This window comes from Parafrankia soli, from assembly GCF_001854695.1.
In the GTDB taxonomy this organism is placed as follows: Bacteria; Actinomycetota; Actinomycetes; order Frankiales; family Frankiaceae; genus Parafrankia; species Parafrankia soli.
The window spans coordinates 34,568-57,328 of sequence record NZ_MAXA01000257.1; the positions used below are offsets into that span (position 1 = coordinate 34,568).

The following is a 22,761-nucleotide window of genomic DNA, read 5'->3' on the forward strand; positions in this document are numbered from 1 at the left end:
CACGACGGCGTCGAACGCCGACGCGGGCGGAGTTCAGCGGGAGCGGCGACAGCCGGCGCTGGAGACGCGCAACAGGTCGACGTGCAGACGTGCGACCAGGCGGAGGTCGACGGGGCAGACGTCACCCGGCCGGGACGCGAGCGCGCCGCGGACGCCGGACGGACCATGCCGGCCCGGCTGGCCGGAGCCGGAGTACGCCGACGGCGCCGAGGGGGCCGTCGAGGCACCGGGCATGAACCGGATAACGTTGATCCCCGACCGTGACGGCCCAGCCAACGGGAACGCGCCAGCGCGTCGGCTACGGGCGTCTGTTCGCCCGACCGACGGCTCCAGCAGATGGACCCGGGCAGTCACGATGGCCATGCTCCCACAGATGACGCCCTGACGTCGTGGTTGTGTCGTCACACCCCATCTGGGTCACGGCTCACACACAACGCGCGAACGACCGGGAATTCGAGCCGACGGCACGGCCAGAACCGGGCCGAAGCGGGACGGGGCGGGACCGTGGCCTCCCAGGCGGGACCCCCCACGGTCCGGCGCCGCCGGACGGGCTCGCYCGCGGGCTCAGACGAGGCGTGGGCGCCGGCACATCTGCCGGAGCCGGTCGAGCAGCGCACTGGTGGACAGGTCCTTCTCCATCAGCTCGTCCGCGCCGAGGGCCATGACCTCGTCGCGCAGCGCGCTCTCGGAGAAGCCGGTGAAGATCACCACTCGCGCGTCGGGCGCCGCCATCCGCACATGCGGCAGGGCTCCGATGCCGTCGAGCACGGGCATCGCGACGTCCAGCAGGACGAGGTCGGGCGCGGTCTGGGTGACGACCTCGACGGCCTCCGCCCCGTTCGTCGCCCGGCCGACCACGGTGAAATCCGGCTCGGTGTCGAACAGGAGGCAGAGGAGTTCGCGCAGCCCGTCGGCGTCATCCGCGATCACGACGCGGAACGGACCGGGCCGGAACCGGCCGCGCCCGGCCGGCGCGCGGGCCACCTCGGCGTCGGAGACACCGGCTCCGTTGAGACCGGTCCCGTTGAGACCGGCTCCCGCGACGCCGACTTCGGGGAGACCGACTCCAGCGGCGCCGACTTCAGCGACGCCGACTTCCGCGTCCGTCGACGGCCAGCAGTCCATCACTCGTCTTTTGTACGCGCCGCGGGCGAGTCGTGCCCATCGTCATTCGGGATGGTTTCGCGGTATGACCCGACCGCGCCGGGTACCCCACCCGTTCGCTCCCACCCAGAAGCACCTGACGGGCCCCCCAGAGCGGATACCCGGGCCGGTGCGGCGAATTGTCTCGACCAGGCGGCGAGCGCGGGCTTTTCAGGCCCTATTTCCGATCCGTCGATCAAAAACACTGAAGACACAATCGATTCACAATACCGGAGGGTGGATTCCGGGAAAACAGGGATGTCGCCGCCGGACGGGATCCGGACGGTCGCCGAGCGCATACCGGCCAGCACCCAAACCCACTCCGCACGCCCCGACGGGCAATCCGTCATCCAAGGCAACGATCACGGAGTGTGATCAGATTCGGCGTCACACAGCTACCACACACCAACGGGTCGACGACGACTCTCCGTGTCTAGGACCTTTGGCCCCTAGTCGTCACCCGCGCCAGGCGGAGTATTCTGATCACACAAGGTGATGTCTCGTATCCGTGACCCGAACGGGCCACACCCTTGGAAACCCACCAGGCACACGACGGCAGGCACCAGATCCGTATGGTGCGTGAACGCGGTCGGCTGACCGCACCACGCGTCCAGGCGGGAAGGTGCCGCCGCGTCCCATAACGGTGAGCAGGCGGCCAGCGGAAGGATCGGCGCAGATGCGGCAACGGAGCCGAGGCCGGCAGGGTTCGAGTACCGCGGAGGACATCCTCCCGACGGAGATCCGGCGGCGCCGGTGTGAGCGCGGCCTGTCCCGCGACGAACTGGCCGGGCGGACCGGATACAGCCGCCAGTACATCGGCCAGCTGGAACAGCCCAGCCGGGGCATACCGGCGCGGCCGGTCCTCGCCGCGGTCGACGCGGCCCTGGAGGCCGGGGGCGCGCTCGTCGACCTGCGCGAGGCCGCCATCGCCGAGCGCACCGAGCGGCACCGCCGCCAGCCCGACGCGGAGATCGAGTCCCGCCGGCGGATCGGTGACCTCCTCGACCACCGGCGCTCCGACCGCGAGCTCGACTATCTCGACCGGCTCGCCGCCGACCTCATCGCGGCGGCCGACCTGCTGGACCCGGCCGACCTCACCGCCCAGGTCCTCGACCAGCAGGCCTTCGTCGACCAGCTCCTGCGCACCCCGATGCTGCCGCACCAGCAGTTCCGCCTCTTCATGATCGCGGGCCACCTGGCCGGGCTGCTGGCCATCTCCCTGCTCGACATGGACGAGCTCGCGAAGGCCAGCACCTGCTGCCTGGAGGCCGCGGTGTTCACCGAGCTGACCGGCCACGAGGGCCTGCGTGCGTGGACACTCGCCGTCAACAGCCTCATCGACGCGGCCACCCGGCACGCCGAGGAGTCCGAGCCCGCGGCGGGGCGGGCCGGGCTCGACGGCCGCCGAGCGGAGCAGGGGCTGGTGGCGACGCGCTCCGCCGGTTCGGATCTGCGGGCCGGCACCCACGCGGCCCGTACCGGCACGGCGGACAGCCAGGACGGGGTCGACCACCCGCTCGAATCCACCGCCGATCACGCTGGGTACATGGAGGGCCGGGGGCGCGGCGCCGGCATCGCACCTTCGGGTGGCGCGGCCGCCCCGCGCTCGACCTGGAACCACCAGCAGAGCGACGGAGTACCGTCACTGTCCGCGACAGGCGTGAGCGGCGCCGCAGCCGCGCAACAACCGAACCTGGACGAGATGCTGATTGCGCCGGGTGGCCGGGCGACACCGCCTCGGCTCATCGCTCTCGTCAAAAGCCGGATCGCGCGTTTCGCGACGGCCAGCGCGCAGCGGGCCACACCCCCGGTGGGTATCTCCCAGGCATTCCGGCCGCCTGTCTAATACGTCACCATTGCGGCGTTGCGAGTAGGTCACCGGGGCGGCCCGGCAAGCCGGCGATCATTAGGTCCGCCGCCGACCGGGATATCCGGGTCGCTTCCCGGCACCGGCGCACCACTCGGGCATTCGTGCCCGCCACGCCCGGCGCGGATGACTAGACGCGGCGGGCGCGGCGAGAGTCGGCGTCACACCGACGCGAAAACGATCTCGCCGAGCGGTGGCACGTCGCCACGGGCCGCCGCGCGGCGGGCGAACTCCAGGATTCCGGCCTGCTGGCGGGCACCCAGCCGGAAGTCGAGCGTCGTGAAGTAGCGGGCCAGCGTCGCGGGGTCGAACACCTCGAACCGTGCCGCGCGCCGGGCGACCTCGTCCACTTCGAGCAGGGCCGCGTCGAGGCTCGACCGGAAGGCCTCGTGAACCTCCTTGACCACGCCGGGATGGGCCGCGGCGAACGAGCGCCGGGCTGCCCAGAGGGCGAACACCATCGGCAGGCCGGTCCACTCCCGCCACTCGCGAGCGAGGTCGAACACCCGCAGCGGATGGCCCGGGCCCGCCCGCTCCGCGTCGTAGGTCGCCCGCAGCGCCACATCGCCGATCGTGACGGCCAGGTCGGCCTCACGCAGCATCAGCGGGATGTCAGGCGGCATGGTCACGTACTGCGGGCGTAGCCCCCACCGCTGCTCGAACAGCATGCGCGCGAGCAGCACACTCGTCCGGGACGTCGAGCCCAGCGCGACGGTGCGGACCTCGCTGAGCGGGAGCGCGCTGGTGGCGACGACCGACAGGACCGGCCCGTCGGAGCCCACGGCAAGATCCGGGAGGACGGCGAGATCCCCGGCGTGCCGGAGATACTCGACGAGGCTGATCGGGCCGATGTCGAGGTCACCGGCGACCAGTGCGTCGCTCAGGCGGTCCGGGGTGTCCTTGGTCAGCTCCAGGTCGAGCAGCGCACCGGAGTGGACCAGGCCCCAGTAGAGCGGCAGACAGTTGAGAAACTGGATGTGGCCGACCCTGGGCCGACCCGGCCGCTCCGCCGCTTCCGGCCGCTCCGGCCCGCCACCAGGTCGGTGGTCAGCCGGGCCGCCCGGGGCCGTCACCAGGGTCGGCCGCCGCGCCGCGCCGCGACATTGTCCAGGACGGCCCGGCGCTGGCGCAGCGCCAGCGGGTAGCTGAGCAGGCCGCTGATCACGGCCGCGAGCGCGAACCCCAGCACGCCGCCCACGCCGGCCAGGAACAGCACCCCGAGGACGGCGCCGAACATCGCCGCGCGCAGCGCGAAGTACCGGAGGTTGAGCCCCATGAGCCCGCCCTCACCCGGCGCGGCTCCGGCCCGCCCGCGGCCCGCGCCACCCGTGCCGATGGGGTGGCCGCCAGCGGACGGCGACACGTCGTCAGCGGACATCATGCTCTCCGGTTTCTGGCGGGACGCCCCCGACGGCGGCGCACCCAACCGAGCCGTTGCAGGACCGATGGAAAGAACCCCAGCCCGACGATGATCACAAGCAGCCCGAGCAGGCCGGCCGGGCCGATCGCCAGGCCGCACCACCGCAGCAGGCTGTAGGCGACCAGCCCCGGTACCAGGATCACCAGGAACGCGAGCACGAAGATGGAGCCCATCCCAGGCGCGCCCTCCGGGCGGACCGGGCGGACCGGGCGAGCGCCCCCGGGCGGCGGGCCCGCCGGCCCGCCCGCGTGATCCGCCGGGCCGGGCGCCGCCGGCCCGCCGGCCACGACCGGGCTGTCGGCCACGACCGGGCTGTCGGGCCGTGATCCGCCGCCCGACCGGGCCGGGTTCTCCTCGAGCGCCATCGCCGGGTCAGGCGTCGATCGAGACGGGGTTGTCCCGCCGGGTGGTGTCCGGACCGTCGTACCTGCGCACGACCCGGTAGCGGGTGTCCCGCTCGACCGGCCGGAAGCCCGCGTCACGGATCACGGATAGAAGATCCTCCCGGGTCATCGTGTTCGGCGTTCCGAAGCCGTCCGCGTCGTGAGTGATCTTGTACTCGACGACCGAGCCGTCGAGGTCGTCGACGCCGAAGTTCAGGGACAGCTGGGCGGTGGTCAGCCCGTGCATCACCCAGAAGCACTTGACGTGATCGACGTTGTCGAACAGCAGCCGCGACACCGCGAACGTCTTGAGAGCCTCCGCACCGGTCGCCATCGGCTGGTTCATCAGGCGGTTGCGGGGATCGCCGACCGAGTCGTGCTGGAAGCGCAGCGGGATGAACACCGCGAAACCGCCCGTCTCGTCCTGCAGCTCACGCAGGCGCAGCACGTGGTCGACCCGGTGCCGCGGCTCCTCGACATGGCCGTACAGCATCGTGCACGGCGTGCGCAGGCCCTTGGAGTGCGCGAGACGGTGGATCCGCGACCAGTCCTCCCAGTGGGTCTCGTGGCCGACGATCTTCTGCCGGACCCCCCAGTCGAAGATCTCCGCGCCGCCGCCCGTCAACGACTCCAGGCCCGCGTCGATGAGCTCGTCCAGGATCTCGTCCGCGGAGAGGCCGCTGATCTTCTCGAACCAGTGGATCTCGGTGGCGGTGAACGCCTTGAGCGCGACGCCGGGCAGCGCCTTCCCCAGCTCGCGCAGCGAGCGCGGATAGTAACGCCACGGCAACGTCGGGTGCAGGCCGTTGACGATGTGCAGCTCGGTGATCCCGGCCGGCTCCATATCCTTCGCCAGCCGGACGGCCTCCTCGATGCGCATGGTGTAGGCGTCCGACTCGCCGGGCTTGCGTTGGAACGAGCAGTAGGCGCACGAGGCCGAGCAGACGTTCGTCAGGTTGAGGTGCCGGTTCACGTTGAAGAAGGTCTGGTCGCCGTTCTTTCGGGTACGCACCTCGTGCGCGAGACCGCCCAGCCAGGCGAGGTCGTCGCTCGCGTAGAGGGCCTCACCGTCGGCCCGGCTGAGCCGGGCATCGTCGTGGACCTTGGCTTCGATCTCGCGCTTGAGCCCGGCATCCATGCGATCCAGCGTAGCTCCGCGGACCGACAATCCATGACGTCCCGGTCCGCCACCGGTGCCGTGATCCCCGCCGCAGGCCCGATCGCGGTCGCTGCCCGAACCATGCACAGTCACCCTCGGGAAGCGGGCGGGTTCCCGATGGAGTCTTCGGCCCTGGCCCGCTCGGCGGACCGCTGCGCGGCCCGCCGCTGCATGCGGCCCAGCGGCCAGGTGAGGAGCCCGGCCGCCGCGAAGCCGATGAGGACGCTGAGCAGCGGGGCCACCCCGACCGCGATGAGGACCACGGTGAGGATCACGAGCACGGCAAGCCGGATCAGGAAGTACGGGAGCTGGACGCGCAGATCCGGGGCGACCTCGGGCTCACGGCGCGGCCGCCGCTGGCTCCCGGAGCCCGCCGCTGCCCCGGGGCCCATGGGTGCCCCGGGCCGCGCAGGCTTCGCGGGCCCCGCGGACGCCGGGTTCCGGCCACGTGCCTGTCCGGCTTTCTTTCTCGCCATGACGTTCCCGCCCGTCCCTTATCCGCTGGTCGGGGCGCGCCGCGGCCCGTCCCCCAGGTCTGTTGTACGCGCCGGGGCGGTGCGGGCGGCGCCGAGCTCGCCCGTCCACCGGCGGAACAGGGTGTTGGGAACGCCGGCGGCATCGAGAACCCGGCCGGCGACGAAGTCCACCAGGTCCTCCGCGGCGCGGGCGCCGGCGTAGAAGCCGGGACTGGCCGCGGCCACGACGGCACCGGCGGCGTCCAGGTCGAGCATGTGCCGCAGCGTGGCCCGGGTGTAGGGCATCTCCCGGGGCACCACGACCAGGCGCCGGCCCTCCTTGAGGGTGACGTCCGCCGCGCGCTGGAGCAGGTCCTTGGACAGGCCGAGGGCGATGCCGGCGACCGAGGCGGTGCTCGCCGGGACAACGATCATCCCTTGGGTCGGGTAGGAGCCACTGCTCGGGCGCGCACCCATGTCGTCGGGCGGGTGGACGTCCACCAGGCGGTCGACGCGGGCGGCCACCTCGGCCGCGTCGGCGCGGGGCCGGCCGTCGAGCCGGGTGCGGAGCCAGCTCGCCAGCGGGTCGCGCCAGGCGCCGTCCCGCCAGCCGATGCCGGTCTCGTCGAGCAGGGTGAGCCGGGCCGCGCGGGAGACCACGATGTCGACGGGCAGATCGGCGGCCAGCAGACCGCGCAGGACGGCGGCGGCGTAGGGCGTTCCGCTCGCGCCGCTGACCCCGACGACCCAGGGCCGCCGCGGATCGCCCCCCGTCGCGGGCGGGCCGCCGGGTGCGCCGGCGGCGGATCGGGACATCCCGTGGATCAGCCGGACAGACCGCGGCTGACCAGGTCGGCCAGCGCGAAGGCGAACAGGCCGATCCCCACGAAGCCGTTGGCCGTGAGGAACGCGCGGTTCATCCGGGAGAGATCGGTCGGCGAGACGATCGCGTGTTCGTAGCAGAAGGCCGCCGCGGTCAGCACCAGGCCGGCCCACCACCAGGCACCGAAGTCCTCCAGCAGGCCGAACACGACGAACAGCGCGAAGGTCACGACGTGGGTGACGACCGAGGCCGCGAGCGCGGCCCGGACGCCGAACCGCGCCGGAACGGAGCGCACCCCGATCCGCCGGTCGACCTCGGCGTCCAGGCAGGAGTAGATCAGGTCGAAGCCGCCGATCCAGGTGCCGACGGCGAGCCCGAGCAGGACGGCCGACCACGACCACCGGCCGGTGATGGCGATCCAGGCGCCGACCGGGGCCACGGCCTGGGCGATCGCGAGGATCGCCTGCGGGAAGTCGGTGAACCGCTTCGCGTAGGAGTAGACGAAGAGCGGGGCCACCGCGACCGGGGCCAGTGCCAGGCACAGCCAGGACAGAGCCGCGGCCGAGCCGAGGAACACCGCGAGCGCGACGATCGAGCCGACAACCGCCGTGCGGACGGACACCACTCCGGTGACGAGCTCGCGACCGGCGGTACGCGGGTTGCGGGCGTCGATGGCCCGGTCGATGATCCGGTTCGTGGCCATCGCGAACGTGCGGGCCGCCACCATCGCGACCGTGACGAGGGCCAGGTCGCGCCAGTGCACCGACCGCGAGACCGCGAAGCAGGCCGCGAGCGCCGCCACGTAGGCGAACGGCAGCGCGAAGACGGAGTGCTCGATGACGACGAGCCGCAGGAACGCGCGCACCGGGCCGTGCGTCGGCCCGCCGGAGGCCCGCCCGGGCATGCCTGGGGCGAAGACGGCGTCGCTCACAGGCCGTACTCCTTCCACCGACGCGTCACCCTGTCCCGGACGGCCTCATCCATGACGATCTCCTCGGGCCATCCGCCGTCGCGCCGGTATCCCTCGGTGGGCAGCTTGCGGGTCGCGTCGACCCCGACCTTGCCGCCGTAGAACTGCTCGTAGGAGGCGTGGTCGAGGTGGTCGACCGGGCCCACCGTGGTGAGCAGGTCGTGCGCGTAGTCCACATTGCCGAACGCCCGCCAGGCGACCTCGTGGTAGTCGTGGACGTCACAGTCGGCGTCGACGACGATGATCAGCTTCGACAGCGAGAGCAGGCCCGCGCCCCAGACCGCGTTCATCACCTTCTGGGCGTGCTTGGGGAACCGCTTCTCGATCGAGACGATCGCGCAGTTGTGGAAGACCCCGGCCTCGGGCAGGTCGTAGTCGACGATCTCGGGGATCATCATCCGGATCAGCGGCAGGAAGATGCGCTCGGTCGCCTTGCCCATCGGCCCGTCCTCCTGCGGTGGACGTCCGACCACGATGCTCTGGAAGACCGGGTCGCGCTGCATGGTCATCACGTCGACGTGCAGCGCGGGGAACGGCTCGATCGGCGTGTAGAAGCCGGTGTGGTCTCCGAAGGGCCCTTCGGRCAGCCGTTCGCCGGGCTCAAGCCAGCCCTCGAGCACGACCTGGGAGTTCGCCGGCACCTGGAGCGGGACGGTCAGGCAGTCGACCATCTCGACGCGCTCGCGGCGCAGGAAGCCGGCGAACAGGTACTCGTCGATCTCGGCGGGCAGCGGGGCGGACGCCGCGTAGGTGACARCGGGGTCGCAGCCGAACGCGATCGCGACCGGCAGCCGCTCGCCGCGCCGCTCGGCGACGGCGTGGTGGGCGTTGGAGTCCTTGTGGATCTGCCAGTGCATGCCGACGGTGCGGGCGTCGTGCTGCTGCAGCCGGTACATGCCGAGGTTGCGCGCCCCGGTCTCGGGATGCTTCGTGTGGGTCAGCCCCAGGTTGAGGAACGGCCCGCCGTCACGCGGCCAGGCGTGCACGCCGGGCAGCAGGTTCAGGTCGACGTCCGAGCCCTTGAGGACGACGTCCTGGCAGGGAGCGGTGCGGACCTTGCGCGGCGGCAGGGAGGTGAGCTGCGCGGCCTTGCCGAGCGCGTCACGCAGGCCGCCGAAGCCGACTGGCAGCTCGGGGCGCAGCATCTCGCCGATGCGCGTGCCGACGTCGTCGAGGCGGTCGACGCCGAGCGCCGCGGCCATCCGTGCCTCGGTGCCGAACACGTTGATCGCCAGCGGCATGTCGGAGCCGAGGGGCTTGTCGAAGAGCAGTGCCGGGCCGCGTTCGCGGACGACCCGGGTGACGATCTCGGTCACCTCCAGGCGGGTGTCGACGGGAACCCGCACCCGGCGAAGGTCCCCGCTCCGGTCGAGGTGAGCGAGGAACGCGCGGAGATCGGCCCAGGCCATGGCGTCCATCTTTGCAGCGCCGGCGAAGGGCCGCTGGTCGTACCCTGTCCCAGGGCGCTCCAAGCGTCTGGCGCGTCACATTCGCGACCGGTGAACAGCGCCTTCGCGGACCGCTGGGACATGGCGTCCACCCGGGAGGCACACTAGGGACACACGAGACGTTCATCCTGGAAGCCGTGGATCCGACAGAGCGGGTCCGGGAGGCCGGGGGCGGACAGTCCAGCGCCGGTGACCGCGAGGTGCCGGTGCGTCTTCGACAGGGGCACGCCGATCGGCGATGTCCACGGGCAGGTGCGCGGCGGCGCGCCGCTCACAGCGAGTGAGAGGAGCGGTCGGCCGGTGCTGGGTCTCGCGCTGACATTCCTGATCATAGGTGTCTGGGTGTTTTCGGTCATAGACGTGATCGGCACTCCAGCGGACGCGGTCAAGGTCGTGCCCAAACCGATCTGGCTGATCGTGCTGATCGTCTTCTTCTTCCTCGGCTCGGTCTGCTGGTTCCTGTTCGGGCGGCCACGCGTCGCCCACGGCTACGACGGCTACGAGCGCCGTGCGGCCTCGGACCACCCGGCGTTCGGCGGCCGTGGGCCGTGGGGAACCGAGCGGCGCACCGCCGGCGGCCGCACCCGGTCCGGCGTCTCCCGGACGGGGATGCGCCGCCAGGCCGTCCGCCCCGTCGGCCCGGACGACGACCCCGAGTTCCTTCGCGAGCTCGCCGACCGCATCCGCGGCGGCGAGCCCGAGCCGCCCGCCCGCGGCTGACCCCCGACTGCCGGCCCCACGGCCGGCAGCCCAGGGGTCAGTTCCGCCCGTTGCCGGTGCCTCAGACCCCGGCGTACGAGTGCAGGCCGCTGATCACCAGGTTCACCAGGTAGTAGTCGACGAACAGCGCGCTGAAGGCCAGCAGCGAGACCGCCGCCGCGCGCCGTCCCCGCCACCCGGCTGTCGCGCGGGCGTGCAGGTACGCCGCGTAGATCACCCAGGTGATGAAGGACCAGGTCTCCTTCGGGTCCCAGCCCCAGTAGCGGCCCCAGGCCGCCTCGGCCCAGATCGCCCCGGCGATGATGGCGAACGTCCAGATCGGGAAGGCGAACGCGATCGCGCGGTAGGTGATCGTGTCGAGGGTGGCCGAGGACGGCAGGCGCATCACGATCCCGCCCCGGCTGCGCATGGCTCGCGACGCCTCGGCGCGGCCGGAGGCCACCTCGGCCAGCCGGTTCTCCCAACGGTCCTTCAGCAGGAACAGGACCGTCGTCACAGCGGACACCAGGAAGACACCGCTGGCGACGATCGCCCCGGCGACGTGGATCCGCAGCCAGTACGAGTTGAGCGCCGGGACGAGCGGCCCCGCCGCGACGTAGAGGACCGTGCCGGCGAAGCCCATGGAGAGCACGACCGGGACCATCACGAAGACCCCGAGCCACCGGATCTGCTGGCGGGTCATCAGGGCCAGGAACGTCGTCACCGCGATCAGGCAGATCATGGACGAGAACTCGTACATGTTGCCCCAGGGAACCCGGCTCGCCGCGATCGCCCGGGTGACCGCCGAACCGACGTGCGCCACCCAGCCGACGATCGTCAGAACCACCGCGATCCGGCCGATCCAGGGCGCGAACCCGGATCCGGCGGCATCGCCACCGCCCGCCGCGACGTCCGAGCCCGCGGCCCCTCCGGCCGCGTCCGCCAGGCCCGCGGTGCCCGCCCCTGCCCGCGTCGCCTTCCCGGCCCTGCCCGGCTTCCCGGCGGCCTCGATGCTGCCCCCGGCGGCCTCGGCGGTGCCGGGGGCGGAGGTCGCGGCGCCGACCAGGATCTCCTGCTTCTCGGCCTGCGCACCGGCCTCGCCGGCGGTCTCCAGCTGCCCGTCACCGTCCGCGGTGGCGGCCTTCCCGGACGGCGTGCCGAGCCGGCTGAACGCGAACTCGGCCGCGTATCCGAGCATCCCCGCCGCGTAGACGGCGACCGACGTCCCGAACAGCAGGTCGGACAGATTGGCCATGCCTTCGTTGACCGGCATCAAGGCTCCCGTTCGCTGGTGGCGCTGATGGTCGTGCTCGTGACCGGGTCGGCCGGCATGGCAGCGGCCGGCTTCTCCCCGTCCGCGGTGGCCTCGGCCTCGGTGGTGTCGAGCCGGATCTCCTCGCTGAGGGCGGCCAGCTCGGCGGCGAAGCCCTGCGCGTCCGATCTGGAGAGGCCGCCGACCTCCACCGTGCTGCCGCCACCGTCCAGCGGGGTCGCCCGCACCCACACCCGGCGGCGCCGCACCCGCAGGCTCGCGACGAGGCCGAGAATGATGACGACGGACGCGCCCAGCACCAGTCCCTTGTAGGGGTCCGACTTGGTCTGGAACGTGGCGAACTCGTGCACGCCGTCCACCTCGAGCGAGAGGCCGCCCGGCAGGCCGGTCAGCGTCCGCTGCCCGGGGTTGTTCAGGGCGACGACCTGGGCGATCCGCTTCTCCCCGGCCGGCCCGGTCATCGGGAACTGGGTCATGTCCCGGGTGTCGACGGCGTAGACGTTCTGCGGGATGCCCTCGTTGAGGTGCAGGTTCCCGACGAACCCGGTGAGCGTGAGCCCGGGCGCCCGCGCCGCCGGAAAGGTGGAGACGTATCCGTGCCCCGGGTCCAGCACGGTGGTCGGGGTGAACACCCCGCTGAACGCGAGCTGCTGCGGCTCCTGGCGCTCCCCCACCGGCGGCAGGCCGGTGTCGGGGATCTTGACCGTGCAGGTCGAGGTGAACATGCCGTCCCGGGGCGTGCAGGGCACATAGGACTCCCAGACGACCGCGCCGGCGGGGTCACGCAGGACGAAGTGCGGCGCGTAGCCGTGACCGATCAGGTAGATCTTCGCGCTGCCGATCCGCAGCGGGTGGTTGACCCGGATCGTGTCGGTGCGCACGGGCGAGCCGATGTCCGACTGGTACGAGACGTCGGCCCGGAAGTCCGCGGGCTGGCCGTTGTCCTGGTACGAGGCGGAGAACTGGTCGAGGGTGAGCGAGAACGGCGGCAGGCCGGCCGCGTCCACCAGCTCGCCGCCGCTGTACTGGTCGTAGGAGATCAGGGTGTTCGCGAACCCGTTGCCGGTGACGACCAGGACGGTGCCCTGGTAGCCGAACCACGAGCCCAGCCCCATCCCGGCGAGGAGCGCGACGAGCGCCAGGTGGAACACCAGGTTGCCGCTCTCGCGCAGGTAGCCCTTCTCCGCGGCGACCGAGTGGTCCGGCGAGCCGTCGGGACGGCGGGCGTCACCAGGCGCGACGGCCACCCGGAACCGCCGCCCGCGGAGCGCCCCACGGGCCAGGTCGACGGCGTCCGGGGCGTCGAGCGGGCTCGTCCAGGTGCTGCCGCCGGGCAGCCGGCCCGGCCGGGCCGGCGCCTTCGGCGGGGCGGTGAACAACGCCCGCGCGTGCCAGTGCACCCGCGACCAGAGACAGCCGATCAGCGAGATGAACAGCAGGAGGTAGATCGCGGCGAACCAGGGCGCGCCGAAGACGTTGAAGGCGGAGAACCGGTCGAGCCAGGGGGCGAGCGTGGGGTGCTCGGCGAAGTACTCCTCGACCTTCATCGGGTTGAGGTTGCGCTGGGGGATGAGCGAGCCGGGCACCGCGGCCAGCGCGAGCAGGAAGAGCAGCACCAGCGCGGTGCGCATGCTGGTGAGCTGCCGCCAGGACCGGACCAGCAGCGCGAGCCAGGCGGCGCGCGGCCCTGCGCCGGCTGCACCGGCTGCACCCGCGAAACCAGCGGAACCAGCGGCACCGGCTGCGTCCGCGGAACCAGCGGCACCGGCCGGTTCCGCGGAACCGGCGGCACTCGCGGCGCCGGCCGGCCGCGCGTCAGCGCCGGTTTCCTGTCCCGTTTCCGGGACGTCTCCCGGGCCCGTTCCTGAGACGGTTCCGGCTCCCGACTCCGAATCCGCCTCCGGCGCCTCGTCCGGGCCCGTCTCCGGGGCGCTCCCCGCCGGCCCGCGGGCCGCGGGCGGGCGCCGCGACGACGCTCGCGGAGCCGGTGGGTCGAACGCCTCCGGGGCCTCGAGGACCGTCGGATCGTCCGGGCGCAGCCCGTCGACATGTCCTGACGGCGCGGTGGGACGTGTGCTCACAGGGGCGTCTCCGAGAATCCGGGCGCGTAGGGGCGCAGCTCGGCGACAAGGTCGGCCCAGGCTCCGGTGAGCTGCAGAACGCCCACCGTCACCAGCAGGGCGCCGCCGGTCAGCGCGAGGAGTCGGGCGTGGCGGCGAACCACCCGCAGGGCACCGGCGGCCCGGCGGAAGGCCAGGCCGACAGCCAGGAAGGGCAGCCCGAGCCCCAGGCAGTACATGGCGGAGAGGAACGCGCCGCGCCCGGCCGTCGCGCTCTGCGCGGCGAGCCCCAGCACGGCGGCCAGGGTCGGGCCGATGCACGGCGTCCAGCCGAGACCGAACAGCAGGCCCAGCGCGGGGGCGCCGAGCAGCCCGGGATTGGGCACGCGGTGGAAGCGCCACTCCCGGTTGGCCCAGGACATCTGGGAGAACACTCCGGCGAAGCCGAGCCCCATCACGATCGTGACCACACCGAGCACCTGGCTGAGCCCGACCTGGTGCAGGTTCAGCCACTGGCCGAGGCCGCCGAACGCCACCCCGTACGTCACGAACACGACGCTGAAACCGAGCACGAACAGCCCGGTTCCAGCGGTCACCCGGCCGACCCTGCGCAGCTCCCCCAGCCGCCGGACCAGCGCGGACGGCTGCCCGCCGGCGGCCGCCGCAGCACCGCCGGACGGCGGTACGCCGACGGCCGGCAACGCACCGGACCCCCGCGCGGGGCCACCCACGTCGGCCGCGCCTGACATGCCTGACACGCCTGCGGCGGCGGGCGCTCCGACAGCCGCGGGCGCTCCGGCGGCAGCCATCGGCGCGGCGGCGGGCTCGCCCGGCTCCGCGGTCGCGGCGAACGCCGCGGACCCGGCGGAGGCTGTCTGCGCCGGACGGCGCTGGAGATCCTCGCCGGACAACCCGGTGATGAAGGACAGGTAGCCGGGGACCAGCGGCAGCACGCACGGCGACAGGAAGGACAGCAGCCCCGCCGCGGCCGCGACGGGCGCCGCCAGCAGCAGCGGGCCGTCCGTGACGACGTCCACGACACCCATCCGGAACTAGACCTCCGTCCGGAGCCGCTCGAGCACGGTGGTCAGCTCCGCCGGCAGCACGCCACCGGTGAAGCGCGCGGCGATGCGGCCGTCCGCGTCGAGGACGAACGTCGACGGCAGGCCCGGGGCGACCGGCCAACCGGCGGCGAGCGTGCCGAGCCGGTCGACGATGCTCGGGTACCCGACCTTGAAGTCGCGGGTGAACGCCTTCGCGCTGGAGGCGTTGTCCTTCTCGTTCACCCCGACGAAGGCGACGTCCGGATTCCTGCCGGCGAGTGTGACGAGACCGGGGGTCTCCGCCCGGCACGGGGCACACCAAGAGGCCCAGAAGTTCACCACGACGGGCTTGCCTCGCAGCGAGGCGAGGTCGAGCTGGCTCCCGTCGAGCGTCGCGCCGGACATCCCCGGCGGTTCACGGCGGTCCGCGGCGGGCACGAAGTCCTGCCCGGGTGCCTGTTGAACGAATCCATAGCCCCCGCCACCCGTGGCGTCGACCTTGCTCGCGTTCGCCGAGCAGGCCGCGAGCCCGCCGCCGACCAGCAGCACGGCGGCGACCACGGCCATCACGCGGCGTCTCCGCCCAGTGTCCCGCTCCCAGCCCAGGATGAGCCCGCTCCTTTCGGCATCGTCCAGCATCGCCGACCTTCTACGACCAAGCGTAGAACTACGCCCTCCAGAGTAGGTGCCCCGTGAGCCGCATGCGTCAGGGCTTGGCCGCACAGGCCCCGGACGTCCGTCCCAGGACCTTCGACTCGGCCCCGTGGCACTGACGCGATCCAGGCGCTCCGGCCCGGCCGGCACACCGGGACCGCACACCGGGCCGGCTGTGCCGGCAACGCCGGCCCGCCACAGGTCAGGCCTCGGGCGCCTGCGCGCGGTCGATGACGAAGGAGGCGGTGACGTCCATCGCGGCCCGGCCGGGGGGCCACACCGCGGCCAGGCGCCGGCGCAGCTCGGGCGCGCCCGTGTGATGCCCGGTGGGGCCCATGAGAGCCACGTCGACGACCTCGTCCACGCCGAGCTGGATGGTACGGGTCAACGTTTCCCAGGAGAGCTGGGCGAACCGGCCGGAAAGCTCGTCCGCCAGCCGTGCCCGCTTGCCCGGCTGGACTCCGACGAGCCCGAGTGGCTCCCGCAGCTCCGCGAGGTGCCCCTCTCCGGGTGTGACCAGGAGCAGCGTGCCCCCCGGCCGCAGCAGCCGGCGCATCTCCGCGAGGTTGCGCGGCGCGAAGACGTCCAGCAGGACGTCGACGGACGCGTCGGGCAGCGGCCAGCGGTCGGCCACGTCGAAGGCCACGGCACCGATTCGCGGATGGACCCGTGCCGCGCGGCGCAGCGCGTACTTCGACACGTCGACGGCGATCCCGAGCCGCCGCGGCCCCGCGTCCACGACGGCCGCGAGGTGGTGGGCGGTGCCGGCGCCGATCTCCAGCACGAGCTCGGGAGCACCGGCAGCCGGATCACCTGCCGCCGGATCACTGACCGCCGGGTGATCGGCTGGCGGAGCATCGGCCGGTGTCCGCCCGCCCCCCGTTCGGGCCGCGGCAAGTTGGACCAGGCGGGCGGTGAGCGGCGCGTAGTGGCCACCCCCGAGGAAGTCGACCCGGGCCTGGACCATCTCGGCGGTGTCCCCGGACACCCGGCGGGCCCGGCCCGTACGCAGGTTCAGGTAGCCGGACCGTTCGACGTCGAAGGAGTGCCCCGCGGCGCACCGCACGGCACCCGCCGGGTCGGCCAGGGGCGCCGCGCAGACGGGGCACCGCAGGAGGCGCAGGGCTGGATGGATCATCCGACGCGGTGGGGGCCGGCCCTCACGCGCCCACGGAGCCGGGCGCGTTGGCGGTGGGCCCGTTGGGCTCGCTGTACTCCACCCGGAGGAGCTCCCCGGACACGTAGACGGCCGAGGTGACGCTCGCCAGCGCGCACTGCCGCCGGTCCGGGCGGTGCCACAGGTGCTGCTCCTCCAGCGCGCGCCGGGCGATCCACACCGGAAGCTGGTGGCTGACCAGGACGACGTGCCGGCCCCGATGGGCGTCCCGCCACTCGGCGACGCTGCCGAGCATGCGCCCGGCGATCTCCGTGTACGGCTCGCCCCAGGACGGCGTCAGCGGGTTACGCAGCAGCTTCCACATCGCCGGATAGCGGAACACCGCGGGGCCCGCCTCGAAGGTCCTGCCCTCGAACGCGTTGCGGCTCTCGATCAGCCGCGGGTCGACCTGCAGCGGCACGCCGTGCGCCGCCGCGATCGGGGTGGCCGTCTGCTGCGCCCGGTCCAGCGGGCTCGCCACCACCGCGGCGACATCGAAGCCGGCCAGGTACTCGGCGGTGATCTTGGCCTGCCGCTCGCCGGTCTCGGAGAGCCGGTAGCCGGGCAGCCGGCCGTAGAGCACCTTGCTCGGGTTGAACACCTCGCCGTGCCGGACGAGGTGCACGGTCGTGACCTCCGGCCCGCTCACACGGCCCCCCCGCCGACCGCGACCGCCGCGCCCACCGCCACCGCCGCCGCGGCCCGGGCGGCCGCCGGTGCCGCCGCGGCTATCCGTTCGACCGCCTCGTCGTCGTGCGCCGCCGAGACGAACCACGCCTCGAAGGCCGACGGCGGAAGGTAGACCCCCGCGTCGAGCATGGTGTGGAAGAAGGCGGCATAGCGCTCGCTCGCCTGCCGCTTCGCGCCGGCGTAGTCGATGACCGCCGTCGCGTCGGTGAAGAACACGCTGAACAGCGACCCAGCGCTGTTGAGCAGGTGCGGGACGCCCTGCTCGTTCAGGGCGGTGGAGACGATGCCGGCGACGTCGGCGGCGCGCGCGTCGACGGTCGCGTAGACCTCGTCGGTGCAGGCGCGCAGCGTGGCGAGCCCGGCGGCCACCGCGAGCGGGTTCCCGGAGAGCGTCCCGGCCTGGTAGACGGGGCCGGCGGGGGCCAGTCGGGCCATCACGTCCGCCCGGCCACCGAAGGCCGCGGCCGGCAGGCCGCCGCCCATCACCTTGCCGAAGGTGAACAGGTCGGGCACCCAGCCCTCCACGGCACCCTCCAGGCCCCACCAGCCGGTGCGGGAGACGCGGAACCCCGTCATCACCTCGTCGAACACCAGCAGGGCGCCGTGGGCGTCGCACAGGCGCCGCAGGCCGGCGTTGAAACCGGGCAGCGGCGGGACGACCCCCATGTTCRCCGCGACGGACTCCGTGATGACCGCCGCGATCGTGTCGCCGCGCTCGGCGAAGGTCGCCTCGACCAGGGCGAGATCGTTGTAGGGCAGGACGATCGTGTCGGCGGTCGCCGCGCCGGTGACGCCCGGGGTGTCGGGCAGGCCGAGGGTCGCCACCCCGGAGCCGGCCGACGCGAGCAGCGCGTCGACGTGCCCGTGGTAGCAGCCCGCGAACTTGACGATCGTGGGACGTCCGGTGAACCCCCGGGCCAGCCGGATCGCGCTCATCGTCGCCTCGGTGCCGGAGTTCACCAGGCGCACCTGTTCGACCGGGGCCACCCGCTCGACGATGAGCTCCGCGAGCTCCACCTCGCCGGGGGTGGGCGTACCGAAGCTGGTGCCCCGGGCCGCGGCCGCCGTGATCGCCTGGACCACGTCGGGATGGGCGTGGCCCAGGATCATCGGACCCCAGGAGCACACAAGGTCCACGTAGGTGCGGCCGTCGGCGTCGACGAGCCGCGGGCCGGACCCGGAGGTCATGAAGCGGGGAGTGCCCCCGACGGCGCGGAAGGCACGCACCGGCGAGTTCACCCCGCCGGGGACGACCCGCTGGGCCCGCCGGAAGAGATCATCGGATGCGGGTGCGGTAGACGGAACCACCATGCCCCCGATCCTCGCAGGTCTCGCCGCGAGCCCGCGCCCGGCGCGGGTGCTGCCGCGGATCCGGCACCGAGAGCGGGAGCGGGGCCGGAGCGGTCGGCACCGACCGAGGCCGCCGGCGGACGGGGGTCTGCCCCGGCCGCCCACCGGCGGCGGCTCCCGGTTACCAACTTTCGTCCCGACCCGGCACCTGCGCGCCGGGGACGAACCAGACCCTAATCCTTCATCTGCCCGGGTCTTGCTTGGCCGCCAGGGACGATGGTATGCCCCGCCGCGAACTCGACGGGTGCCCGGCGGACCTTGCGGGCCCGGTGGATGTCCTGATAATGCCGGAACCGGGCCCGGGGTGCCTCCGCCCGCACCGATGATCGATAGGCGCGGTTGTCCTAGGCGACCTTCCCCACACGGGCCACCGGCCCGACTCCCCGCCATCCCAGGAACGGCGGTTGACCTTCAGCCATCCGAACCCTGATACTCGGCGGCGAGTAATCGGTACCAAGCAGCACAGAAACACGGGACACGGGACGCGGGCCAGCAGCCCAGGCACGGACGGCAGGGCACCGGCGGCACGCGAGCCACGGGCGGAGGACGGAGAACCCATGGCACGGCGCAGGATGTCGAATCCGCTCGCCCTGGCCGTCCTGGCGCTGCTGAACGAGCGCCCGATGCATCCTTACGAGATCTCGACGACGCTGCGTGAGCGGCGCAAGGCCGACAGCATCAAGCTCAACTTCGGCTCGCTCTACACGGTCGTCGAGAGCCTGGAACGCGCCGGCTGCATCGTCGCGACCCGGACCGTGCGCGAGGGCCGCCGCCCGGAGCGGACGATCTACGCGATCACCGACGCCGGGCGGGTGGAGCTCGACGACTGGATGGCGGAGCTCGTCAGCACGCCGGTGAAGGAGTACACCCGCTTCGAGGCCGCCCTCTCACTGCTCCCCGTGCTGCCACCGGACGACGCCGTCCGCATGCTGAGCGAGCGCCGGCAGCGGCTGCTCGAGGAGTCCGAGGCGGCGAAGGCCACCGCGCGGCTGGCCACGGTCGAGAACCTGCCCCGGATCTTCCGCCTGGAGGGCGAGTACGTCGACGCCCTGCGGGACGCCGAGCTGCGCTTCGTGGACGCCCTCATCACCTCGATCGCCACCCGCGAGCTGGACGGCATCGAGCTCTGGGACGTCTTCCACGCCGACGCCGCCCGGCCGGAGGAGATGCACGCGCTGGTCACCGCGGTGAAGGAGAAGATCGCCGGAGGCCGGTGGGGCGAGCTGACACCGGCGCTGCTCGCCGAGATGGAGACGCTCTCCGGCGGGCCCGCGGCGATCGAGGGCGGCGGCGACGGCACCACCGGCGGGGGGCCGCGATGACGACGTGACGACGACGGGTCCCCCGCACCGGTGCGGCAACACCGGCGCCGGGGACCCGCCCGGCGAGCGCCCGACCTCGCGGTGTTTCCACCGCGCGTACCGGACACCTTCCCAGGTCGACGATAACCGTCCCTGGTACGCGGCAAGGCCGGCTCCGCTCGCCCCGGACGGCGCCGCCACGGCGTCCGGCCCCGGACACGGGCCGGACGCGGTCGGCGTGCGCCCTGACAGCGGCCGCGCCGGGATCACCCGGTGCGGCCTGGGCCTGCACCGCCCAAGCGGGCGGCATCACCACCAGGGAAATCCCATGGCAGCACCGTCCAAGGCGTCCGCCGCACCCGCGGCGGGCGCGACGCCCCGGGGGGCCGCGAGCCCGCCCGACCCGACCGCGGCGATAACTGTCGTCGACCTGCACAAGTCGTACCCCGGCCGGGGACGCGGCGCCCGGCCCGTCCCGGCCCTGGCCGGCATCGGCTTCACGGTTCCGGCGGGAACAGTGTTCGGCCTGCTCGGGCCGAACGGGGCCGGCAAGTCGACCACCGTCAAAATCCTGAGCACGCTGTCCCGCGCGGACTCGGGCACGGCCAGCATCGCCGGCTACGACGTCCGCCGCGATCCCGGCCTGGTACGCCGGTCGATCGGCCTGGTCACCCAGAAATCCGGCACGGATCTGGACGCCACCGGCCGGGAGAACCTCTGGCTACAGGGCCGCCTTTACGGGCTGGGCGGCCCCCGACTGACCCGCCGGGTCGACGAGCTCCTCGACCGTTTCGACCTCGGCGCCGCTGCCGACCGGCTCGCCCGCACCTACTCCGGGGGGATGCTGCGCCGGCTGGACGTCGCCGTCGGCCTCGTCCACCGTCCGTCCGTCCTGTTCCTCGACGAACCGACGACGGGCCTGGATCCACAGGCCCGGTCGGCCATGTGGCGGGAGATCGCCGACCTCACCGCCGACGGGCTGACCATCCTGCTGACCACGCATTACCTCGAGGAGGCCGACCGCCTCGCCGCCAGGGTCGCGATCGTCGAGGGTGGGCGCGTGGTCGTCGAGGGCAGTCCCGACACGTTGCGCAGCGAGCTGCGCGGTGACTCGGTGAACCTCGAGCTCGCCGCCCACCCGGAGGGCGACCGGACGCACGAGGGCGCCGAGCAGGCGGCCCGGGTTCGTGAGCTCCTCGCCGCCGTCCCCGGAGTGCTGGACGTGGCCGTCGAGGGCCGACAGGTACGCAGCCGGGTGTCCGGCGGCGCCGCGACCCTGCCGGCGGTCATCGCGGCGCTGGACGGCGCCGGGCTGGCGGTGGCGTCGGCGACGATCGCCAGGCCCTCCCTGGACGACGTCTACCTGCGCCACGTGGGGCGCCGCATGCGGCCCGAAGCCCGTTCCGGGGATCCGGACGCCGCCGCGAACCCTCCGGACACCCCGCCTACACCGGACACCCCACGCACACTGGGCACGGCAGGCCAGCCGGGCACGACAGGCCAGCCGGGCACGGCAGGCGAGCACGGTTCGGGCACCGGGCAGGGGGACGTCCGATGAGCAGCGCCGTGCTGCCGGGACCGGCGGCGGGGAGCGCCAGGCCGGCCCGCGTGTCCGGGCGCGGGCAGCTCGCCGCGTTCTTCGTGCGCAACGTGCGCGCGCTGCTGCGCCAGCCGGCCTACCTGTCGATCAGCCTGGTCCAGGCCGTGGTGTGGCTGCCGCTCTTCGGGTCGCTGTTCCGCGGAGTCGCGGACATACCCGGATTCGGCGACGGCTCCTACTTCGACTACCTGACACCGGGCGTTGTGATGATGTCGGCGTTCTTCAGCGCCGGCTGGGCCGGGRTGGGCTTCATCACGGACATGGAGCGCGGGGTCATGGACCGGATCCTCGCCGCCCCGGCCAGCCGCTGGGCGATCATCGGTGGCTGTCTTGCCTACCAGGCCCTGCTGACGACCGTCCAGACGGTGATCATCCTGCTGCTCGGCTGGGCGCTGGGAACCGACTACGGGGGCGGTGCCGTCGGACTGCTCGTGCTGGTCCTGGTCGCGATCGCGCTCGGCACCGTGGTCGCCGCGCTGTCCATGGCGCTGGCGCTGCTCGTCCGCCGTGAGGAGTCACTGGTCGCGGCGACCAACTTCCTCGCGCTGCCGCTGACCTTCCTCTCGACAGCGATGATGTCCCGCGACCTGCTGCCCGGCTGGATCCGGCCGATCGCGCTCGCGAACCCACTGGACTGGGCCGTCTCGGCGGCGCGCGAGACCATCGCCGCCGACCCGAACTGGGCGCTGGCCGGCTGGCGGGTGGCCGCCCTGACCGCCGCCGCCCTGACCGCCACCGCCCTGGCCACCCAGGCCTTCCGCGCCTACCAACGCTCCCTCTGACCAAACCGGCCTCCGGTCAGGCCGGGCGGCCCGATGTGTGGCGGGTGAATGAGTCCATGGACTCATTCACCCGCCACGCTAAACCTGAGTCGAGGTTTGGGCCGCGGTGGTGGGGTGGGGTGGTGGGGTGGTGCTGCCGTTTTCCTTGTGGTCCGTGTGACGCGGCGGAGAACCCTACGGGGGGAGGGTATGGGCGTAGGGTTCGGTGGGTATTGGGAACCGTTCGGACGAAAGCATCGCGAGGAGGCGTCGCCATGTCCGTCACCAGCATCGTGACCACTTACAGCGTCACCGGGATGACCTGCGGGCACTGCGCCGCGGCGGTCAGCGAGGAGATCTCGCGGCTGCCTGTGGTGACGTCCGTGGACGCCGACGCTCCCAGTGGCCGGGTGGCCGTGACGAGCACCGGCGAGCTGGACGACGCGGCCGTCCAGGCCGCCGTCGAGGAGGCCGGCTACACCCTGACCGGCCGCCTCTGACCAACG

23 protein-coding genes are annotated in these 22,761 nt (G+C 73.0%); 6 read left to right on the plus strand and 17 right to left on the minus strand.

Going from position 1 to position 22,761, the window contains the following annotated elements; genetic code table 11:
• Positions 1-33 precede the first annotated feature (33 nt).
• Both BBK14_RS39205 and BBK14_RS29590 read right to left on the minus strand, forming a co-directional pair.
• Positions 34-234: a putative leader peptide gene (locus BBK14_RS39205; RefSeq protein ID WP_071066465.1), complete on the minus strand. Its 201-nt coding sequence runs from the start codon at positions 232-234 to the stop codon at positions 34-36.
• A 330-nt stretch (positions 235-564) separates the two neighbouring features.
• The gene (locus BBK14_RS29590) at positions 565-1,125 is read right to left on the minus strand and encodes a response regulator transcription factor (protein WP_071066466.1); all 561 of its coding nucleotides are present in this window, start codon (positions 1,123-1,125) and stop codon (positions 565-567) included.
• A gap of 694 nt (positions 1,126-1,819) precedes the next feature.
• On the opposite strand from BBK14_RS29590, the gene BBK14_RS29595 reads away from it, so the two are divergent.
• Complete coding sequence (locus BBK14_RS29595; RefSeq protein ID WP_071066467.1) at positions 1,820-2,989, plus strand: helix-turn-helix domain-containing protein; 1,170 nt, start codon at positions 1,820-1,822, stop codon at positions 2,987-2,989.
• A gap of 182 nt (positions 2,990-3,171) precedes the next feature.
• Here BBK14_RS29595 and BBK14_RS29600 read toward each other — a convergent pair whose 3' ends face one another.
• The 8 genes from BBK14_RS29600 to BBK14_RS29635 form a co-directional block, all read right to left on the minus strand.
• Entirely contained in the window at positions 3,172-4,083 is a 912-nt protein-coding gene (locus tag BBK14_RS29600) for a menaquinone biosynthetic enzyme MqnA/MqnD family protein (protein WP_420849202.1), read from the minus strand.
• Positions 4,080-4,388, minus strand: coding sequence for a hypothetical protein (locus BBK14_RS29605; RefSeq protein WP_071066468.1), 309 nt, complete (start codon positions 4,386-4,388; stop codon positions 4,080-4,082). Before BBK14_RS29605 ends, BBK14_RS29600 begins: the two co-directional genes overlap by 4 nt.
• Positions 4,388-4,795: a hypothetical protein gene (locus BBK14_RS29610; protein WP_071066469.1), complete on the minus strand. Its 408-nt coding sequence runs from the start codon at positions 4,793-4,795 to the stop codon at positions 4,388-4,390. The genes BBK14_RS29605 and BBK14_RS29610 overlap by 1 nt, the downstream gene beginning before the upstream one ends.
• Before the next feature lie 7 nt (positions 4,796-4,802).
• The gene (gene mqnE, locus BBK14_RS29615; protein WP_071066470.1) at positions 4,803-5,951 is read right to left on the minus strand and encodes an aminofutalosine synthase MqnE; all 1,149 of its coding nucleotides are present in this window, start codon (positions 5,949-5,951) and stop codon (positions 4,803-4,805) included.
• A 110-nt stretch (positions 5,952-6,061) separates the two neighbouring features.
• Positions 6,062-6,364 carry a hypothetical protein gene (locus BBK14_RS29620; RefSeq protein WP_241831947.1) on the minus strand — a complete coding sequence of 101 codons (303 nt, stop codon included), beginning with the start codon at positions 6,362-6,364 and terminating at the stop codon, positions 6,062-6,064.
• Between the two features lie 102 nt (positions 6,365-6,466).
• On the minus strand, positions 6,467-7,243 hold the full coding sequence (locus tag BBK14_RS29625; RefSeq protein ID WP_020463537.1) for a UbiX family flavin prenyltransferase: 777 nt from the start codon (positions 7,241-7,243) through the stop codon (positions 6,467-6,469).
• Between the two features lie 8 nt (positions 7,244-7,251).
• Positions 7,252-8,181: a menaquinone biosynthesis prenyltransferase MqnP gene (mqnP, locus tag BBK14_RS29630; protein WP_071066471.1), complete on the minus strand. Its 930-nt coding sequence runs from the start codon at positions 8,179-8,181 to the stop codon at positions 7,252-7,254.
• Complete coding sequence (locus tag BBK14_RS29635) at positions 8,178-9,629, minus strand: menaquinone biosynthesis decarboxylase (RefSeq protein ID WP_071066574.1); 1,452 nt, start codon at positions 9,627-9,629, stop codon at positions 8,178-8,180. The genes mqnP and BBK14_RS29635 overlap by 4 nt, the downstream gene beginning before the upstream one ends.
• Before the next feature lie 339 nt (positions 9,630-9,968).
• Between BBK14_RS29635 and BBK14_RS29640 the strand changes: the two genes are divergently transcribed.
• Positions 9,969-10,388 carry a PLD nuclease N-terminal domain-containing protein gene (locus BBK14_RS29640; protein ID WP_071066472.1) on the plus strand — a complete coding sequence of 140 codons (420 nt, stop codon included), beginning with the start codon at positions 9,969-9,971 and terminating at the stop codon, positions 10,386-10,388.
• Between the two features lie 61 nt (positions 10,389-10,449).
• Here the strand turns inward: BBK14_RS29640 and ccsB are convergent, their stop codons facing one another.
• The 7 genes from ccsB to hemL form a co-directional block, all read right to left on the minus strand.
• Entirely contained in the window at positions 10,450-11,640 is a 1,191-nt protein-coding gene (gene ccsB / locus BBK14_RS29645) for a c-type cytochrome biogenesis protein CcsB (protein WP_071066473.1), read from the minus strand.
• Positions 11,640-13,721 (minus strand): cytochrome c biogenesis protein ResB, encoded by a 2,082-nt coding sequence (gene resB, locus BBK14_RS29650; RefSeq protein WP_071066474.1) that lies wholly within the window; start codon positions 13,719-13,721, stop codon positions 11,640-11,642. Before resB ends, ccsB begins: the two co-directional genes overlap by 1 nt.
• Complete coding sequence (locus tag BBK14_RS29655) at positions 13,718-14,746, minus strand: cytochrome c biogenesis CcdA family protein (protein WP_071066475.1); 1,029 nt, start codon at positions 14,744-14,746, stop codon at positions 13,718-13,720. Before BBK14_RS29655 ends, resB begins: the two co-directional genes overlap by 4 nt.
• Before the next feature lie 6 nt (positions 14,747-14,752).
• Positions 14,753-15,310 (minus strand): TlpA family protein disulfide reductase, encoded by a 558-nt coding sequence (locus tag BBK14_RS29660; protein ID WP_071066476.1) that lies wholly within the window; start codon positions 15,308-15,310, stop codon positions 14,753-14,755.
• Between the two features lie 289 nt (positions 15,311-15,599).
• On the minus strand, positions 15,600-16,535 hold the full coding sequence (locus BBK14_RS29665; RefSeq protein ID WP_071066477.1) for a putative RNA methyltransferase: 936 nt from the start codon (positions 16,533-16,535) through the stop codon (positions 15,600-15,602).
• 22 nt (positions 16,536-16,557) lie between these two features.
• Entirely contained in the window at positions 16,558-17,202 is a 645-nt protein-coding gene (locus BBK14_RS29670) for a histidine phosphatase family protein (RefSeq protein ID WP_020463546.1), read from the minus strand.
• Positions 17,199-18,554, minus strand: a complete 1,356-nt coding sequence (gene hemL / locus BBK14_RS29675; protein WP_071066478.1) for a glutamate-1-semialdehyde 2,1-aminomutase — start codon at positions 18,552-18,554, stop codon at positions 17,199-17,201. The genes BBK14_RS29670 and hemL overlap by 4 nt, the downstream gene beginning before the upstream one ends.
• A gap of 596 nt (positions 18,555-19,150) precedes the next feature.
• Here hemL and BBK14_RS29680 point away from each other — a divergent pair.
• From BBK14_RS29680 to BBK14_RS29695, 4 genes are all read left to right on the plus strand, one after another.
• On the plus strand, positions 19,151-19,915 hold the full coding sequence (locus BBK14_RS29680; RefSeq protein ID WP_071066479.1) for a PadR family transcriptional regulator: 765 nt from the start codon (positions 19,151-19,153) through the stop codon (positions 19,913-19,915).
• 307 nt (positions 19,916-20,222) lie between these two features.
• Positions 20,223-21,452: an ATP-binding cassette domain-containing protein gene (locus BBK14_RS29685; RefSeq protein ID WP_071066576.1), complete on the plus strand. Its 1,230-nt coding sequence runs from the start codon at positions 20,223-20,225 to the stop codon at positions 21,450-21,452.
• On the plus strand, positions 21,449-22,276 hold the full coding sequence (locus BBK14_RS29690) for an ABC transporter permease (protein ID WP_083391338.1): 828 nt from the start codon (positions 21,449-21,451) through the stop codon (positions 22,274-22,276). Before BBK14_RS29685 ends, BBK14_RS29690 begins: the two co-directional genes overlap by 4 nt.
• Before the next feature lie 254 nt (positions 22,277-22,530).
• On the plus strand, positions 22,531-22,755 hold the full coding sequence (locus tag BBK14_RS29695) for a heavy-metal-associated domain-containing protein (RefSeq protein ID WP_020463551.1): 225 nt from the start codon (positions 22,531-22,533) through the stop codon (positions 22,753-22,755).
• Positions 22,756-22,761 lie beyond the last annotated feature (6 nt).